At 38.3% G+C, this 16,638-nt stretch carries 18 protein-coding genes; 10 read left to right on the top strand and 8 right to left on the bottom strand.

The genetic code is table 11. The features are described 5' to 3' along the window. Nucleotides 1–201: 201 nt before the first annotated feature. The 8 genes from IV512_RS12400 to gcvT all read right to left on the bottom strand — a co-directional run bounded on the left by IV512_RS12400 (nt 202) and on the right by gcvT (nt 7,013). Nucleotides 202–516 (bottom strand): phospholipase D family protein, encoded by a 315-nt coding sequence (locus IV512_RS12400; RefSeq protein ID WP_209403794.1) that lies wholly within the window; start codon nt 514–516, stop codon nt 202–204. Between the two features lie 418 nt (nt 517–934). Continuing rightward, the gene (locus IV512_RS12395) at nt 935–2,125 is read right to left on the bottom strand and encodes a site-specific integrase (protein ID WP_209403792.1); all 1,191 of its coding nucleotides are present in this window, start codon (nt 2,123–2,125) and stop codon (nt 935–937) included. 121 nt (nt 2,126–2,246) lie between these two features. Beyond that, nucleotides 2,247–2,957, bottom strand: a complete 711-nt coding sequence (locus tag IV512_RS12390) for a YebC/PmpR family DNA-binding transcriptional regulator (protein ID WP_209403790.1) — start codon at nt 2,955–2,957, stop codon at nt 2,247–2,249. 131 nt (nt 2,958–3,088) lie between these two features. Then, the gene (locus IV512_RS12385) at nt 3,089–3,376 is read right to left on the bottom strand and encodes a 4a-hydroxytetrahydrobiopterin dehydratase (protein ID WP_209403788.1); all 288 of its coding nucleotides are present in this window, start codon (nt 3,374–3,376) and stop codon (nt 3,089–3,091) included. Nucleotides 3,377–3,400: 24 nt separating this feature from the next. Continuing rightward, complete coding sequence (locus tag IV512_RS12380) at nt 3,401–4,114, bottom strand: flavodoxin family protein (protein ID WP_209403786.1); 714 nt, start codon at nt 4,112–4,114, stop codon at nt 3,401–3,403. A 76-nt stretch (nt 4,115–4,190) separates the two neighbouring features. Beyond that, nucleotides 4,191–5,012: a sugar nucleotide-binding protein gene (locus IV512_RS12375; RefSeq protein WP_209403784.1), complete on the bottom strand. Its 822-nt coding sequence runs from the start codon at nt 5,010–5,012 to the stop codon at nt 4,191–4,193. Between the two features lies 1 nt (nt 5,013). Continuing rightward, nucleotides 5,014–5,928 carry a glutaminase gene (locus tag IV512_RS12370; protein ID WP_209403782.1) on the bottom strand — a complete coding sequence of 305 codons (915 nt, stop codon included), beginning with the start codon at nt 5,926–5,928 and terminating at the stop codon, nt 5,014–5,016. After that, nucleotides 5,925–7,013, bottom strand: coding sequence for a glycine cleavage system aminomethyltransferase GcvT (gene gcvT / locus IV512_RS12365; protein WP_209403780.1), 1,089 nt, complete (start codon nt 7,011–7,013; stop codon nt 5,925–5,927). Before gcvT ends, IV512_RS12370 begins: the two co-directional genes overlap by 4 nt. A gap of 125 nt (nt 7,014–7,138) precedes the next feature. Here gcvT and IV512_RS12360 point away from each other — a divergent pair, with 125 nt between their 5' ends. The 10 genes from IV512_RS12360 (at nt 7,139) to IV512_RS12310 (ending at nt 16,631) form a co-directional block, all read left to right on the top strand. Next, nucleotides 7,139–8,764: an aminopeptidase P N-terminal domain-containing protein gene (locus IV512_RS12360; protein ID WP_371743291.1), complete on the top strand. Its 1,626-nt coding sequence runs from the start codon at nt 7,139–7,141 to the stop codon at nt 8,762–8,764. A gap of 229 nt (nt 8,765–8,993) precedes the next feature. Then, a complete protein-coding gene (locus IV512_RS12355) occupies nt 8,994–9,974 on the top strand; it encodes a DNA cytosine methyltransferase (protein WP_209403777.1) in 981 nt (326 codons plus the stop codon). Beyond that, nucleotides 9,974–10,726 (top strand): hypothetical protein, encoded by a 753-nt coding sequence (locus IV512_RS12350; protein ID WP_209403776.1) that lies wholly within the window; start codon nt 9,974–9,976, stop codon nt 10,724–10,726. Before IV512_RS12355 ends, IV512_RS12350 begins: the two co-directional genes overlap by 1 nt. A 521-nt stretch (nt 10,727–11,247) precedes the next feature. Continuing rightward, entirely contained in the window at nt 11,248–11,697 is a 450-nt protein-coding gene (locus IV512_RS12345; protein ID WP_209403774.1) for a GNAT family N-acetyltransferase, read from the top strand. A 72-nt stretch (nt 11,698–11,769) separates the two neighbouring features. Beyond that, complete coding sequence (locus tag IV512_RS12340) at nt 11,770–12,861, top strand: serine hydrolase (protein ID WP_209403772.1); 1,092 nt, start codon at nt 11,770–11,772, stop codon at nt 12,859–12,861. Between the two features lie 229 nt (nt 12,862–13,090). Further along, nucleotides 13,091–13,738: a helix-turn-helix domain-containing protein gene (locus IV512_RS12330; protein ID WP_245224783.1), complete on the top strand. Its 648-nt coding sequence runs from the start codon at nt 13,091–13,093 to the stop codon at nt 13,736–13,738. A gap of 393 nt (nt 13,739–14,131) precedes the next feature. Then, nucleotides 14,132–14,650 carry a Crp/Fnr family transcriptional regulator gene (locus tag IV512_RS12325; RefSeq protein ID WP_209403770.1) on the top strand — a complete coding sequence of 173 codons (519 nt, stop codon included), beginning with the start codon at nt 14,132–14,134 and terminating at the stop codon, nt 14,648–14,650. A 76-nt stretch (nt 14,651–14,726) separates the two neighbouring features. Then, the gene (locus IV512_RS12320) at nt 14,727–15,131 is read left to right on the top strand and encodes a DoxX family protein (RefSeq protein ID WP_209403768.1); all 405 of its coding nucleotides are present in this window, start codon (nt 14,727–14,729) and stop codon (nt 15,129–15,131) included. 25 nt (nt 15,132–15,156) lie between these two features. Next, the gene (locus IV512_RS12315) at nt 15,157–15,786 is read left to right on the top strand and encodes an NAD(P)H-dependent oxidoreductase (RefSeq protein ID WP_209403766.1); all 630 of its coding nucleotides are present in this window, start codon (nt 15,157–15,159) and stop codon (nt 15,784–15,786) included. Between the two features lie 8 nt (nt 15,787–15,794). After that, nucleotides 15,795–16,631, top strand: coding sequence for an SDR family oxidoreductase (locus tag IV512_RS12310; protein WP_209403764.1), 837 nt, complete (start codon nt 15,795–15,797; stop codon nt 16,629–16,631). Nucleotides 16,632–16,638 lie beyond the last annotated feature (7 nt).

The raw sequence follows: 16,638 nt of genomic DNA, 5'->3' as shown, positions 1-16,638 counted from the left end.
CTTATTTTACCTTGTAAGAATAATCCGAATTTACCCGATTTAAACTGAAATACAAAGCACAAATAAACATCTTTTAATGCCTCATAGCGAACGTCTAAATGATAAAGTAATCTGGCTTTGACAATGATTTCGAAATTGCTTTATGCCCTACTGAATTCATCATGAAAGGGTTGTATAGCAACATTAGAAGAATGTACTTTTTTAGTTTAAAGGCTCAGGGTCTTGATAGCTACCCCATTCCTCTATTCCAATAAAGGCTAGGGATTCATGATGGTAGAGTTCCTCAAATTCGGCATTGATTTTCTGGACTGCTTCCACATCCGTAACCCTGACCCGCGTTTCGTAGTTGTACTTGGTGCCACTCTCGGTAAAATTCAGGGAACCCAGATAGGCGGTATACCCGTCGATGATATAGATTTTCCCATGGATGAACATATCATTGATACGGTGGGCATCGGGAGCGATATAAACTTTAAATGGAAATAATGAAGAATAGGTATAGGAGTAGATTCTCATTTTTTGAACCTTCCGTTTTAATAGTCTTGACAGCCCATACAAAAGCATTGGAATAGGAAGTCCCATCAAAAGCACTGAATTTTTAGTAGTGTAAAACTGTACAGGTAACAATGCCACCAAGACGAAGCTAGAATATTTTAAGATTTTCTTTGTGGAAATCAAACGGTTCCTAACATCGTTGGTCTTTTAATCCAAATGCCGATGCTGTACGATTAATGGTTTGAATGGCATGTTTCATTAAATAGAGGCTGAAATATAAAAGTAAATAATTTCAACAAGTAATTAGTTACATCAAAGCATAAGAGTATTGAAGTTGTAGTAAAATACTGTTTTTAAATACTTCAATTTAAATTATACTCTTTACAAATTGCACCTTTTGTAAAGAGTTTCTAAAAAAGGTAAGGCTACAATTGAATGGCTATCCGAACAATCGATTCATTTCATCCGCTTCTTCCTTATGGTAGAAATCTTTTAAATAGTGCTGCGTAGTAGCTAATTTGGTATGTCCGAGAAGTTTGGAAATCATCAGTATTCCTGTGTTGGATTTTACCGCAAAGTCGGCAAACGAGTGTTTTGCCATATGCATACTTACCCGTTTTTTGATGCCCGCCTTTTCGCATGCAATTCTTAAAGACCGATTGGCAGCATTGTTTGAAATATACAGTCGGTGCTCAATTTCTTCTGCCGATTTGTCTGCCATACCATAGAGTGGGGGGAAGACGAACGTTTCATCCTTTCCTTTGTATTTCTTTATTATATCGATTGCCTTAGGGGTAACTGGTAAAGTTCTTTTTGCACCGGCACGACTTTTTGATTTTCCCATGGTGTAGACAATCTCATTCCCGATGATATTTTCCCATTTGAGTCGGCATACGTCGGAGAAGCGCATGCCGGCTGTAAAAAAAGAAAATAAAAACATATCCCTGGCCTTAGACATCCCTTGGTGATGCGCTGGAATTTCTAAATCAGATAGCTTGCTAATTTCACCGAATGTAAGGGATTCCTTTTCCGTATTCTCGGTAACAATTTGGTATCCTTTTATTGGGTTTGTTTTGATGATGCCAATGGCAACTGCCTTGTTCAGAACCGCATATAGCGATTTAAAGTTGGAGGCAACGGTATTTACTTTGTTCCCTTTCTCAAGCATCCATTGTTCATAATCTTTAGCAAACTGAACTGATAAATCTGAAAATGAAACGTGACTTACAAACTCCTTCAACTTTTTTATATACTTCTGCTGGGTATTGGCCGTACGTATTTTTCCTTTTAGCCTGGCCTCATCCACTATCTGTTGATAGAAATCCAAGAAGGAACTGGAGCCGTACTTTTGGGCATTTTTGTAAAGGAAAAGAAGTCTTTTCGCTGAAATGCCCTCATTTTCATAATACAGTTTCTGAAGTGAAAGCAAAAGGGTGTTTAAACTGGTGTTTAATTTTTCCTCTATGGGATGACGCTTAATTTTTTTTCTTTTATCGTCCCACTGAGTACTTTTAACGGAGATTCCCGAATCCAAATATTGCACATCCCTGTTAGAGGTCTCCATCTTGAGCCTTATCAATTGCGTGCCATTTTTCTTGACGTAAGAAGAAAGATAGAAATTAAGGTTCATTTTAATTAGTTCGATATTAGTTCGAAACCTAATCAAATATAAACAAAAATAAAGGAATATAAACTTTTTATGAGTTATTGAAAAACAGTGTTATAGCAATAAGTGTAAGGTTTAAGGCTGATTATTCCTGCATAGTGTGGTACACGTTCTGCACATCATCGTCCTCTTCAATTTTTTCTAAAAGCTTTTCGACGTCGGCGGCCTCTTCTTCAGAAAGTTGTTTGGTCACTTGAGGTATTCGTTCGAAACCTGATGATAAAATTTCAATATTACGGTTTTCGAGTTCTTTTTGAATGGCTCCAAAACTCTCGAAGGGAGCGTAGATTAAAATTCCGTCGTCATCTACAAAAACCTCTTCTGCACCGAAATCGATCATCTCAAGTTCTAGCTCTTCGTGGTCGATGCCTTCTGCCGGAATACGAAAGTTACAGGTGTGGTCGAACATAAACTCAACAGATCCCGAGGTACCTAGGTTGCCGTCGCACTTATTAAAATAGCTTCTAATATTGGCAACGGTTCGAGTATTGTTGTCGGTAGCGGTTTCGATAAGAATAGCAATGCCATGCGGTGCATAACCTTCAAAAAGTACTTCTTTATAGTCGCCTAGACTCTTATCGGAAGCTCTCTTAATTGCCCGTTCGATATTGTCTTTGGGCATATTCACCGACTTGGCGTTTTGAATTACGGCACGTAATTTTGAGTTCGAATCTGGATCAGGGCCACCTTCTTTTACGGCCATTACGATGTCTTTGCCGATACGTGTAAAGGCTTTGGACATTGCAGACCAACGTTTCATTTTTCTTGCCTTTCTAAATTCAAAAGCTCTTCCCATAATTCTCAAATACTTTTATTTCAACAAAGGCAAATTTAAAAAAATGTTCGACTACACTTCAAATAAACTTTAGGTATCACAATTGCTGGTGGAGATATATACAATTTACCTAATAATGTACGTTAGTTGAACTAATCACTCTCTATAATCTCTTCAATACTTTGAGCCAGTTTGAAGTCTTTTTCAGTGACTCCGTCCGCATCGTGTGTATTTAGCCTAATGTTCAAGGTATTGTAAACATTTTGCCAATCTGGGTGGTGTTCTTGGGCTTCACACTCGAAAGCAATTCTGGTCATCACAGAGAAGGCCTCTTTAAAATTCTTGAATTCAAAAGAGGTTTCGATAGCCCCATCAACATATTCCCAACCCTCAAATTGTTCCAAGTTTTTTTCTATTTCTTTTTCGGTAAACTTTTTCATCTTCTTTATATTAAATTAGTATACTTATCGATATTCCGGATTTTCAAAACCCCACCGTGAGCCATTGTCCCACTGCTCCCTTGAGTTTCCATAACTAGGGTAGCCTCCGTTGGCCTTGAGCATTTGGGCAAGATGCATCATATTGTAGGTCATGAAGGTAGTATTTCTATTGGTGAAATCGTTGTTCTGTGCATCGGCCTCTTCGTCTAAATAACTGGGTCCCGGTCCGATTTCTCCCAGCCAGCCGCTGTCCGCTTGTGGAGGTATGGAATACCCCAAGTGTTGTAGAGAGTAAAGTATACCCATGGCACAATGTTTTACGCCGTCTTCATTACCCGTGATTATAGTGCCTCCAACCTTACCATAGTAAAGATACTGCCCCTTTTCGTTCTGTTTACCTGACATGGCATACAGTCTTTCGATTACCTGAGAGCATACCGAAGAGCGCTCGCCCAACCAAATTGGCGTACCTAATACCAATATATCTGCATCGAAGATAGTTTTGAACAACTCGGGCCAAGTATCGCTATCTGCTCCATGTTTCGTCATATCGGGCTGCACCCCAAAGGCTATATCATGGTCTACGGCCCTAATATTTTTGACCGAAACACCTTCTTTTTTCATGATGTCTTGAGATACGTTCATCAGACCTTGGGTGTGACTTTTATCAGGTGATTTCTTCAGAGTGCAATTGACATATACCGCTTTAAGGTTACTGAAATCGACTTTCTTTTCCATTGTACTTTGTTTGCAAATAAGTTACGGAATTCAAAATCCTTCAAGGGTGCAATACGAATTTCTTTTAGCTATTTTACTAGCTCATGATATGGTGGTCAATAATGTCTTGGTAGGTAACCTGTAAATTCTTGGGCAGTTTATTATCCTTGGGCAATACGGCTAAATACCGCTCTTCATTGGTAGTGAAAACACGCTTATAGATAGGGTTAAAATTGCCTATTCGGTCTACGACTTCTTTGATAAAGTCTTCATGATGTACCAAATCGTTACTTCCCAAATGAAAAATACCGGTTTTATTTCTATTTATAAGGTAGTGTATCTGTTGGGTCAATTTATCGTCATTGGTCACGTTCAAAATCAGGTTAGGAAAAACTTCAACGGGCTCATTCTCCCAAATGTACTTTTTGATGTCTTTTATTCTCGGAGACCCATTGCCGAAGACCATGGGAACCCTTAAAATTCCCATTTTTTTCTGCGGAAGTCTCAGCAGCATGTTTTCTATCTTTATTTTCAACCGGCCATAAACGCTTTCCGATAAGGTTTTATCATTTTCATAGGAAGGATATTTTCTATAGGCATCAAAAACGTTGGCAGAGGATAAGAAATAGAGTGTACACTGGTTGTTGTTCAGGTATTCAACGATATGCTGATGGGCCTGAATTTGAGCGGCGAAGTTTCCGCGTAGCGCCGAGATTATAATTTGTGGTCGTACCTGCTCTAAGATTTCGAAAACATCATCTTCTTCTAAATCGTACTTGAAAAACTGTTGATTTCCTTCAAAGGAACGTCTAGCATTAAAATAGGTTCCATAGGTATCAAAATAATTGCAAAGCTCTTTATAGATAGCGTTGCCCAAAAAACCACTTCCTCCTAGGATTAGAATTTTCTTGTTCTCCAAATTAAAATATAGATAGATCGGTATCGGAGGTTAATTTCTCCAGTGCTTCCATCCCCAACTTTGAATTTCCTTTTTTATTCAGACCAGGTGACCAAGTGGCCACGCAAAATTCATTCGGTAACAAAGCCACGATTCCGCCACCGACACCACTTTTTCCGGGCAACCCCACCTCAAAAGCAAATTCTCCGGCCTCGTCGTAAAAACCACAGGTCAGCATTAGGGCGTTGATTCTTTTGGCTTGATTGACGTTTAAATACGTTTGTTCTTGCATGCAATTGCCACGGTTGATAAAAAGAAAAAAGGTCTTTGCCAACTGGGCACAGTTCATGGCAATCGAACATTGATGAAAATAAAAGTCTAGAACGACATCGACATCGTTACTAAGGTTGCCGTACGATTTGAGAAGATTGGCAGCCGCATAATTTCGAAAGCCCGTATTCTTTTCGGACAAGGCAACCTGTTCATCGTACTTTATAGAAGGGTCATTTGATATTTTTCGAATAAACGCCAAGAATTCTTCTTTCGGATTTTTCAGACGAGAGACCAGTACATCGGCTACCACTAAGGCACCAGCGTTGATCAACGGATTTCTGGGAATTCCGTTTTCCTGTTCTAAAAGCGAAAGATGGTTAAACGGATCGCCCGAAGGCTCTACATCGACCCTTCTCCATAAATCTTCCCCTACAAGGCCCAGGGCCATGGCAAGGGTCAATACTTTAGAAATACTCTGAATCGAAAATGATTCATTTGAATCGCCGATGGAATAATTTTTCCGATTGAAGTCTATTAGATGAATACCGAATTTATTGTTGTCGATATCGGCGAGTTCAGGTATATAGGCCGCAACATTTCCCCACTCTTTACGACTACCTATTTCTTGGTGTATGGTATCTAAAACCGTTTGAAAGTCTATCATTTAGTAGTGTAGAAGGGTAGTTTTACAATAGTTGCGGGTACTGCTTTTTTTCTTATTTGTATGTTGATACTGTTACCGACCGTTGAAATGTCGGTGGGTACGTAGCCCAAGCCAATACCTTTGTTCAGTGAGGGTGACATGGTGCCTGAGGTAACGATGCCTATTTTTTCTCCGGCATCATCAACAATATCATATCCGTTTCTGGGTATGCCCCGCTCATCCAATTCAAAGGCAATGAGTTTACGCTGAGGTCCCGCTTCCTTCTCTTTTGCCAAAGCATCACTGTTCACAAAATCTTTAGTGAACTTTGTGATCCACCCCAAGCCTGCCTCGATAGGTGAAGTTGAGTCATCGATATCATTACCATAAAGACAGTAACCCATCTCTAGTCTAAGGGTGTCACGGGCTGCCAGACCGATAGGTTTGATACCAAACTCTTTTCCGGCTTCAAATACCTTGTCCCACACTTGCTGCACCTCACTGTTTTTGCAGTAAATTTCAATTCCTCCCGAACCCGTATATCCGGTGGCGGAAATAATCACGTGTTCTATACCCGCAAAATCGGCTACCTCAAAATGGTAGAACTTAATGGCCGAAAGGTCTACGGAAGTTAAAGATTGCATGGCCTCTACAGCTTTAGGCCCTTGAATGGCCAAAAGTGAAAATCCGTCAGAGATGTTGCGCATTTCTGCACCTATTTCTTTGTTGTAGTTCGCAATGTGCTGCCAATCTTTATCGATATTCGATGCGTTGACGACCAACAGATAGGTTTTGTCTTTTACGCGGTAAACGATTAAATCATCGACGATACCGCCGGTCTCGTTAGGTAGACAGCTGTATTGGGCCTTGCCCAATGCTAATTTAGAAGCGTCGTTCGAACTGACTTTCTGTATAAGTTTCAGGGCATTTGGCCCCTCGATCAAAAATTCGCCCATATGGCTTACATCGAACACACCGACCCCTTTGCGAACGGTTTCGTGCTCTATATTCACGCCTTCGTACGACACCGGCATGTTATAGCCAGCGAAGGGAACCATTTTTGCGCCTAGGGCAATGTGAGTTTGTGTGAGAGCGGTATTTTTCATCGTAATTTTATATTAGAATGGTGCAAATCTATTGAATTTATTAAGTATAGTACAATTGCGAATAGTTATGTTTAGCATAATATTTGAAATGGTTATCTTGTATTCCATTCACGAAAATTTAAATTATGAGGAAAAGGATAAGAACGGTTTTTGGAGTGTTAACGATGCTCTTTATCTGTGTAACGAGCAAGGCCCAGGATATTCCTAAGGATTATTTATCGGCGGAATTTCATGAGGGAAGAAGGGAAGCCGTTCGTAAAATGATGCCCGGCAATAGCGTGGCCGTTTTTTTTGCCAACCCGGTTAGAAACCGCGCGAATGATGTCGACTACATCTACCACCAAGACCCCGATTTTTACTATTTGACAGGGTACAACGAACCCAATTCGGTGTTGCTCATTTTTTCGGAAACCCAATATTCAGATGCCGGTGAGGAGTACGATGAAATATTGTATGTGCAAGAAAGAGACCCTAGAGCCGAGCAGTGGAACGGCAAACGCCTCGGTATCGAAGGCGCAAAAGAACGATTGGGCTTTACGACGGTGTACAATGGTAGCGAATTCTCAAAACTCGACTTAAATCTTCAAGGTTTCGAGAATGTATTATTCTTTGATTTTAAAAATGACGTTCGCGACTCGAGAGATGAAGCCGATTTGTTCAGCTTGATCAAAAGCTTTAAGAAAAAAGCCAATTACCCTGCCGATTACGATGCTACGAAACAACAGTTGTATTCGATGATAAAATCTACCGAAGTGGAAAACAGTGCCAATGTGGCCCAAATTTTAGGGCGATATATGAGTAGGGATGAAAGTCTTAAAGAAGATGAACTTCTTAAAGGGTTTGTTGATGCCCCCGACGATAAGTTGCGAAGTGATATCAAAGAAAAAGTCTCCCTTAAATTGGCAGCGAATAACCTAAACTCGGTCATTTTAGGGGAAATTATGGCCACCCTTCGGGAAACAAAAACCGAAGAAGAGATGGTTTTGTTGAAAAAGGCCATCGAGATATCTGCAGTCGGTCAGGTCGAGGTGATGAAAGCGATGCACCCGAATATGTCGGAAACCGAAATTCAGGGCGTTCATGAGTATGTTTATAAAAAGTATGGTGCAGAGTATGAGGGCTACCCTTCCATTGTTGGCGGTGGCAACAACGGGTGTATTTTACATTATATAGAGAACAACAAACCCGAGGTGGGTGATGAACTGGTGTTGATGGATCTAGGTGCGGAATACCATGGGTATACCGCCGATGTGACGAGAACGATACCGGCAAACGGTAAATTTTCGAAAGAGCAGAAGCAGATTTATGATATTGTCTATGAGGCACAGGAAGCAGGGATAAAGGCCAGTGTTGTCGGGGCCCCTTTTCAGGCTCCGGGTCGGGTTGCCAGCAGATTAGTGACCGAAGGCCTGATGAAATTGGGGGTCATTTCAAAAGAGGAAGATGCCCGAACTTATTTTCCGCATGGTACTTCGCATTACCTCGGGCTCGATGTTCATGATAAGGGCACGTATCAAGCCTTTAAGCCCAATACGGTGATTACGGTAGAACCGGGCATTTATATACCCGAGGGCAGCGATTGTGATCAAAAGTGGTGGGGCATTGCCGTACGTATAGAAGACGATATTTTAATAACGGATGAAGGCCCTGTCAATCTCTCGGCAATGGCGCCTAGAACGACTGAGGCCATTGAAAAGATGATGAAGCAACCCAGCCCCTTAGACCATTTTAAGCTGCCTCATTTAGATTAGCGGTTTTGGGTATTTTTTTAGTGGGATAGCCATCTAATAGATGTAGCTAATAATGGTGTTTGATATACTATTTATCTGAGTTTGAAATTTTAAAATATTGAAAATAAGTCGTATAGATATTGGGGAGCTCTATGCGTTTATGTGTTATATGAGATGTGATTAGCATTCAGATGAGAATTAAATGTTTGGAATTTCACCAAGTTTTGGAATAGATACTTAATTTTACAATATGTACAAAGAAAAACTAAAATTTATAGACCTTTTTTGTGGAATTGGTGGTTTCCGAGTAGCTTTTGAAGCGGCTTGTGAAGAAAATGGTGTTCAACCTGAATGTGTGTTTTCATCCGATATCGACAAATATGCTCAAGAAAGTTATGAAGCCAATTTCGGCGATAAACCTTTTGGCGACATTACCAAAGTTGACGAAAAGAAAATACCAGACCATGACATACTTTTTGCTGGATTTCCCTGCCAACCTTTTAGTATTATTGGACAAATGAAGGGATTGGAGGACACAAGAGGAACATTGTTTTTTGACATTGCCAGAATACTAAAAGAAAAACGGCCAAAAGCATTTATTTTGGAAAATGTAAAACAGCTCGTTGGACACGACCAAGGAAAAACCTTGAAAGTAATCGTTCAATCTTTGAAAGATTTAGGTTATCAAGTTCAATATAGCGTTTTGAACGCTTTAGATTATGGATTGCCACAAAAACGTGAGCGAGTTGTGATTGTTGGACATCGTGACCCGATAATGTTCACTTTCCCAAGTCCAGAAAAACCATATAAGGCACTTACAGAAATTTTAGAAAATAAAGTCGATGAGAAATATTTCGCATCTAATTATATAAAACAAAAGAGGATGGACAAACACAAATCTTCTTTTTATCCTTCAATTTGGCACGAAAATAAATCGGGTAATATTTGTTCGTACCCTTATTCTTGCGCACTTCGTTCAGGTGCATCACATAATTATCTTTTAGTAAATGGCGAACGACGATTGACACCAAGAGAAATGTTTAGACTTCAAGGCTTTCCTGATTGGTACAAGATTGTTGTAAGTGATGCCCAAGCAAAAAAACAAGCAGGAAATGCAGTTCCAGTCAATATGATTAAGGCAGTCGTTGAAAAGTTTCTTCCTTATGTCACTACTAGTTTAGACCAAGCTACCGTTTTAAGAGAATATGACTTACAATATAATCCTAGTTAATGGCCAAACGCATATCACCAAGATTAAGGACGGTAAACAAATCAGTTTCTGCATATCCATTAAACCAATTCAATTCTGAATTTCCATATATTCTCGGGCAAGAAATTGTCTATCTACTTGCGAGCAAAGGTCGAGCGGATTTGCAAGGAAACGAATGGGAACAGATTTTTGCGCTTTGCTTAGGAGCTGAATGGAAACCATCGAATGTTGGTCTTGACGATGTTGTAATGGGAAATACCGCTTGGGGAGCGAAGACAGTAAAATCTGGAGTTAAAGATTTTACTGACCTAAAAAAAGTGCGACTGATTTCCGGCCGTAATTCCCCAGTCTTTTCCTTTGGTAGTACAATAGACACTTCTATTGAACCTAACCTTGTAGGAGAACAAGTTCTGGAAATCTGGAACGAGCGAGTTTCAGCAATCCGAGAAAAATTTAAACATCTTCGAACTGTTGTACTTGTAAAATCAAGCGACCTTTCCCAAGTTGCAGTATTTGAGTTTGATACAATTCGCTACGATGCGGAGCTTTTTAATTTCAGTTGGAACAAAAATGGAAACCTTGAGGGATTTGTAAAGGGAACAAAAGACAAACAATTTGTTTGGCAACCTCATGGCTCTCAATTTACGATTATCGAAAAGGTTCCTGAAGAAACTTTAATTTTGAAAATCAAACAACCCGAGGTTTTAGACAAAGAAAAAATACTTTCCGCAATCGGATTTGACAAATCTTGGGTCACAATAAAACGCAAGTAAAACAAACTACAGCTAAAGTAACCGTTGCACAACCCCTTAAAAAGTTCCAAATTTGAACAATTTTAAATCTCTTTAAGAGGCTTTTTTTATGTATAGTTAGAAGTGGAAAGTTAATTTTTGGTGCGTTGCAAAAGCTCTGAACAGGCATTCAAAGGTTTTTTCTATAAATGCCGAAAACGGGCTCTACCGTGCTCTGCCGTTTGCCCTTCATATACCTGACCTGTGGACCGTTCACCCGCTCTATTTTACGTTGGTGCTTCGCAAGGTAATAGGTGGTCTAAAATTGCTTTTCGCTAAATTGTGCAACGGGCATATATCACATAAACAATACAACCTTCGGGGATTAATCGCAAGGTTTACGTATTTTTATGTGGCCCACAAAATTTGTGGGATTTTGTTTTTAGCAGGATAAAGAAAAAAGAAAACCAAAAGATTTTGCTATGTGCGTGACGGAAAGTAAACGCGAGTTTGGCCACGTACTGTTCATAGCTCAAACATTGGCATTACTTCAATAAACTGAATTGGAAATTAGAGAATCACATAGAAACGATTATACCATTTCAACTGACAAGAAGAAATTAGATATCGATAGTATTCACAATTTTCTTGCAAATGAATCTGATTGGAGTAATGGAATCCCAATGAATACTCTGAAAACATCTATTGAAAACTCTTTGAATTTTGGACTTTATTACAAAAACAAACAAATCGGATTTGCTCGAATAATTTCTGACTATTCAACTATTGCATATTTAGGAGATGTTTATATTTTAAAGGAATATAGAGGAAATGGATTAAGTAAATGGCTAATCAATGAAATAATGGAGCATCCTAATCTTCAAGGATTAAGAAGATGGCTTCTATTAACAAATACAGCTGAATGGCTTTATAAAAAATTTGGTTTTAAAGAACTACCACATCCTGAATTTTATATGGAGAAACATAACCCAAATGTATATCGGAATAATTAAAACTAATGGGTAAGTATTTAAAATTCGTGACTATTACACACGAACTAGAGTATGTAGAACTAAAATAAACCGATGAACATTAAACGAAAACTTCAAATTAGCTCTATTTTTCTATTGATTGGAATTCTTGCGTTTGGACAATCCAAAGACGCTGATATAAAAAATTTTCTCGACAGCTTAAAGTCAAGTAATTTTTCGGGTGCAATTTTGGTAGCACACAACGATAAAATAATAGAGAAGAAGGCTTTTGGACTTGCCAGCATTGAATACGGTATCGAAAACAAATTGGATACTAAGTTCAACATCGCCTCGATTACCAAGATGATTACAGCAGTCGCAACCTTGCAACTTTTTGAAAATGGAAAAATTGAATTAAACGTTCCTGTTGGAGAATATTTGCCCAATTATCCAAACAAACTGGTGAGGGATTTGGTAACAATTCATCAACTACTGACGCACACATCGGGAAACAACAATTTTTATGTGGGCAATTATTTGCAATCAGACAAAATGAAATACAAGACCATATCCGATTTCGTTCCGATGTTCGCGAATGACACGTTACTGTCCAAACCAGGTACTAAATATAATTATAGTGCTTCCGGTTTTGTTATCCTAGGTCTGATAATTGAAAAAGTAAGCGGGCAGAACTACTATGACTATTTAAAGAAAAACATTTTTAGACCCGCAGGAATGATAAACACGACCGAGTTGGAAATCGACTCGGTCTTACAAAACAAAGCTAGTGGATACACTACTTTTTTTGGAGAAAGTGACGTTCCAAAAAGAAACGAATATTACCTTTCAAAAGCATCGCCAGCAGGATTCCATTATTCGACTGTTGAAGATTTATTTAAATTCTCTAAAGCCTTGAGAAACGGTAAATTGTTGAAAAAATCAACTGCCGAATTAATGTTCGGGCCAAAAGTTAAAGGCTATAGCACAAATTTGGGGTATGGTATAGACATCGACTTACGTTATAACCAAACAATTCAAGGACATAGCGGAGGTTGGTATGGTGTTCGATCGGAACTTATGGATTTTATGAAAGACAACTATACAATTGTGATTTTATCCAATATTGACGACAATGGAAAGACAGGTGCTTCAGGTGTGGCTGATTTCTTTAAAGAATTGATTGCAGGCAAACGCAATAAAGATTAACGTGGCATAACAAGGATAACCGTTGCACAAGCCCTTGATTCTTTAAAAAGTTGAACGGTTTTAAGCCTCTTTACGGGGCTTTTTGTTTTTATTCAGTTTACTGCAGTCCTACTCTTGGAGGGCCTATCAGAGCCAATGTCGTAAAAATGTCGTAAACAAACCGCTGCCAAACCGTTATCATAAATATGGTTTTGTTACTAATTTTGAAGAAAGTTGCAAAAAATTTAGAATGAGTATAATAGGGAAAACAATTAGTGAAACTAGAAAGTCAAAAGGGTTAACTCAAGAAGAATTAGCCGAATTATCAAAAGTAAATTTAAGAACAATACAGCGGATTGAAAATGATGAAAGTGAACCACGAGGAAAAACATTGATATTAATATGCGAAGTTTTAGATATTGACATAGAGGATTTATTGAATACCAAAAAACAAATTGAAGATAATATTAATAGTAATCTAGTTTACGGCTTTATATTGGCATCGAAAGGAAAACGATTTTTAGCTAATCTATTGGAAAACTTTATTTATGCGCTCACTATTTTTATACCTTATATAGTTTATAAGACCCCATCATTCAAAGAGTTTATTAATGGCGAAAATCCTATTGGGTTTGAATTTGCTGCGATTTTTGGGCTAATTGTTGGGGCTATATTTTATCCTATGTTTACGGGGAATTTAGGACACCGCATATTTCGTTTGAAAGTTATATCGTCAGAGAACGGTAATGATTATAATAAAGCAACAGAAGGTGCCATTCGTGAACTTCTAAAGGGCGTATTGGGTTTATTTATTATTCCCATTATCTGGATTCTTTGGGATGATAAAAATCAAAACTTATATGATAAATTGACCAAGACTTATGTCGTCGAAAAATGACATAGAATCAACTTAATAAGTCGCTAAAAATACCAACGACTGCCTAATTAGTTTGTTAACTACTACTAGCAAAGCCAAATTCTTGCTCTTCCCCTTGTTCATAATCCGTTCATAAACTTCCTTACCTATTTAAAGGTAACGACCCAGCGTTAAGATCACCTTGATCCTATGTTGATTTTTCATTAACTTGTGCAGCAAGCAGACCGGCTATAGAAAATAGGGAGGTAAGTGCTATACCTATTGGCTTGAATCTATTTTCTATCGTCAATATTTCAACTTGGTGTTCAAGAAAAAGAAGACAAACACCAAATGCAAAAATTTAGGCTAGGGCTTGGCAGATTGGTCGGTGTGTACGGCCGAGGCCGTTAGCGGTCATCAAAATAACATCGTTAAATGAAATTATTTGACAATTTGCAGGCGAAAAAAGTGCCTAAAGGTACAATTCTTTTACACAAAGGAGATACTTGTAAAACTGTATATAAGGTAAATGAAGGTTGTTTAAAAAGTTATGTCATCGACCCTTCAGGCAAAGAACATATTTTGCATTTTGCAGCCGAAGATTGGATCATAACAGATATGGATAGCTTCATCAGCAAAAAGCCTTCTAATATATTCATTGATGCAATAGTAGATAGCGAGGTCTTGGTGCTTACTAATTCCAATTATAATGACATTAATCAATTAAGTCACGATGATTTAGTAGAGCAAAATAAAAAATTAATAAACAATTTGATCGCCACGAATAAGCGTTTAACAGACTTATTGAGTGCAACTGCCGAAGAACGATATATCGATTTTATAAGAACCTACCCAACATTGGTACAAAGACTACCGCTTAAGCTAATTGCTTCCTACTTAGGTATGACGCCTGAATATTTAAGTGATGTAAGACGAAAATTAGCTCAAAAGTAATTTCTTAAGATACCTTATTTTTTAGCTTTTTGATTGGTTGCATCTTTGCTCATCATTAACAATTAAAAAGTATAAAATGACAGCAACAGTAAAACCTAAGGGGCTCAACATTATTTTATGGGTGGCACAAGGCTTAATCGCACTAACCTTAATTTGGGCAGGTTATGCCAAATTATTTCAACCGATTGAAGAAACCGCACAAATGTTGCCTTGGGCACTTGAAAATCCTGGGTTATTAAAATTTACAGGAATTATAGATTTACTTGGCGGAATTGGTATTGTTTTACCGGCAGCTTTAAGAATACAACCAAAGTTAACCGTTTTTGCCGCCTACGGAACCATTGCGCTAATGATTGCAGCAAGTGTATTTCATATTTCAAGAGGCGAAGAATCACTTATCGGAATGAATATTTTCTTTCTTGTGCTTGCCGCTTTTGTGGCTTGGGGTCGTACCAAAAAGGCACCGATAACAGCAAAATAATTCTTCATCTTAAGCATAAACGATCATGAGTTTAATAGAAAATTTAAACTGGCGATATGCCACTAAAAAAATGAGCGGTAAAATCGTTCCAGAGGAGAAGTTAGAAATCATTTTAGATGCTATTCAATTAGCACCGACATCTTCTGGTTTACAACCCTTTAAAGTACTTGTTATTTCAGACAGAGAATTACTGGCCAAAATTCAACCTGTTGCGATGGGGCAGAGTCAAATCACCGACTGTTCGCACTTATTGGTTTTTGCCGCTTGGGAAAACTATACACTGGAAAAAATTGAAAGTGTGTTCAATTATACCCTATCCGAAAGGGGGCTACCTTTGAACACGATGGATGATTATAAAAATAATCTTTGGGGCATGTACGGTCAATTACCGGAAGATTGGCATGCAAACCACGCTGCTAAACAAGCGTATATAGCTTTGGGGATTGGATTGACAGCTGCAGCAGAACAAAAAGTAGACGCCACACCGATGGAAGGTTTTGATCCTAATGCATTAGATGAATTATTGAATCTCAAAGAAAAAGGCCTTGAAAGTTCTGCTCTACTAGCTTTAGGTTACAGAGATGCAGAAAATGATTGGTTGGCTAACATGAAAAAAGTTAGAAAGCCAAAAAACGAGCTTTTTATAAAACTTTAAATAAAATCATGTCAGAAGTATCTATAAAAAAAATAGCCATATTAGGTGCAAGCGGTATGGTTGCTCAAGAGACCATAAAAGCCTTTGATAGTGCTGGTTTTCAACTAAAACTCTTTTCTCGAAGTATAAAAGCGGAAAACTATCCGAACCATGATACGGTAAAAGGAGATGTGTTTAAAGATAGCGACCTGACATTGGCTATTAAAGATTGTGACGCCATACACATCACCTTGGGACAATTAGACGAGTTTAGTGCGGTACAGAAAATTGTAAAGGCTGCAAAACAACTAGATATAAAACTCATTAGCTACGTAAGCGGCGCTACGGTATGTAAAGAAAATACCGGTATGCCATTTATAAAAGCCAAATACCAATCTGAGCAATTGATAAAAGCGAGTGGTATTTCATATATGATTTTTAGGCCTACATGGTTTATGGAATCCTTGGCCTTAATGATACGAGATGGCAAAGCCAACGTAATGGGCAAACAACCACTTAAACTACGGTGGATTGCTTCTAGAGACTTCGGTGAACGATTAGTTAATGCTTATCGACATATAGAAAATATAAATCAAGAATTCAGTACTTACGGCCCTGAAAGCCTTACGATAAACGAAGCACTGGAGCAATATATTAAAGTGAAGCATCCAACCATCAAAAAGGTTGCCAATGCACCATTTTGGTTACTTAAAATTTTAGCGTTTGTGTCAGGAAACAAACAACTCAAAGAATTCATTCCTATGTTTGAGTATTTTGAGAAAACAAAGGAAGCAGGTAGTCCAGATGTTTCTGACCGTTTACTCGGTAAATCAAAAACCACCCTGCAGCAATGGCTATCTAATTAAGTTGATT

Source organism: Pseudozobellia sp. WGM2 (assembly GCF_017810075.1).
Classification (GTDB): Bacteria; Bacteroidota; Bacteroidia; order Flavobacteriales; family Flavobacteriaceae; genus JADNYK01.
Note: the sequence above shows the minus strand (reverse complement) of the source record. Positions and strands in the feature narration are given on the sequence as shown.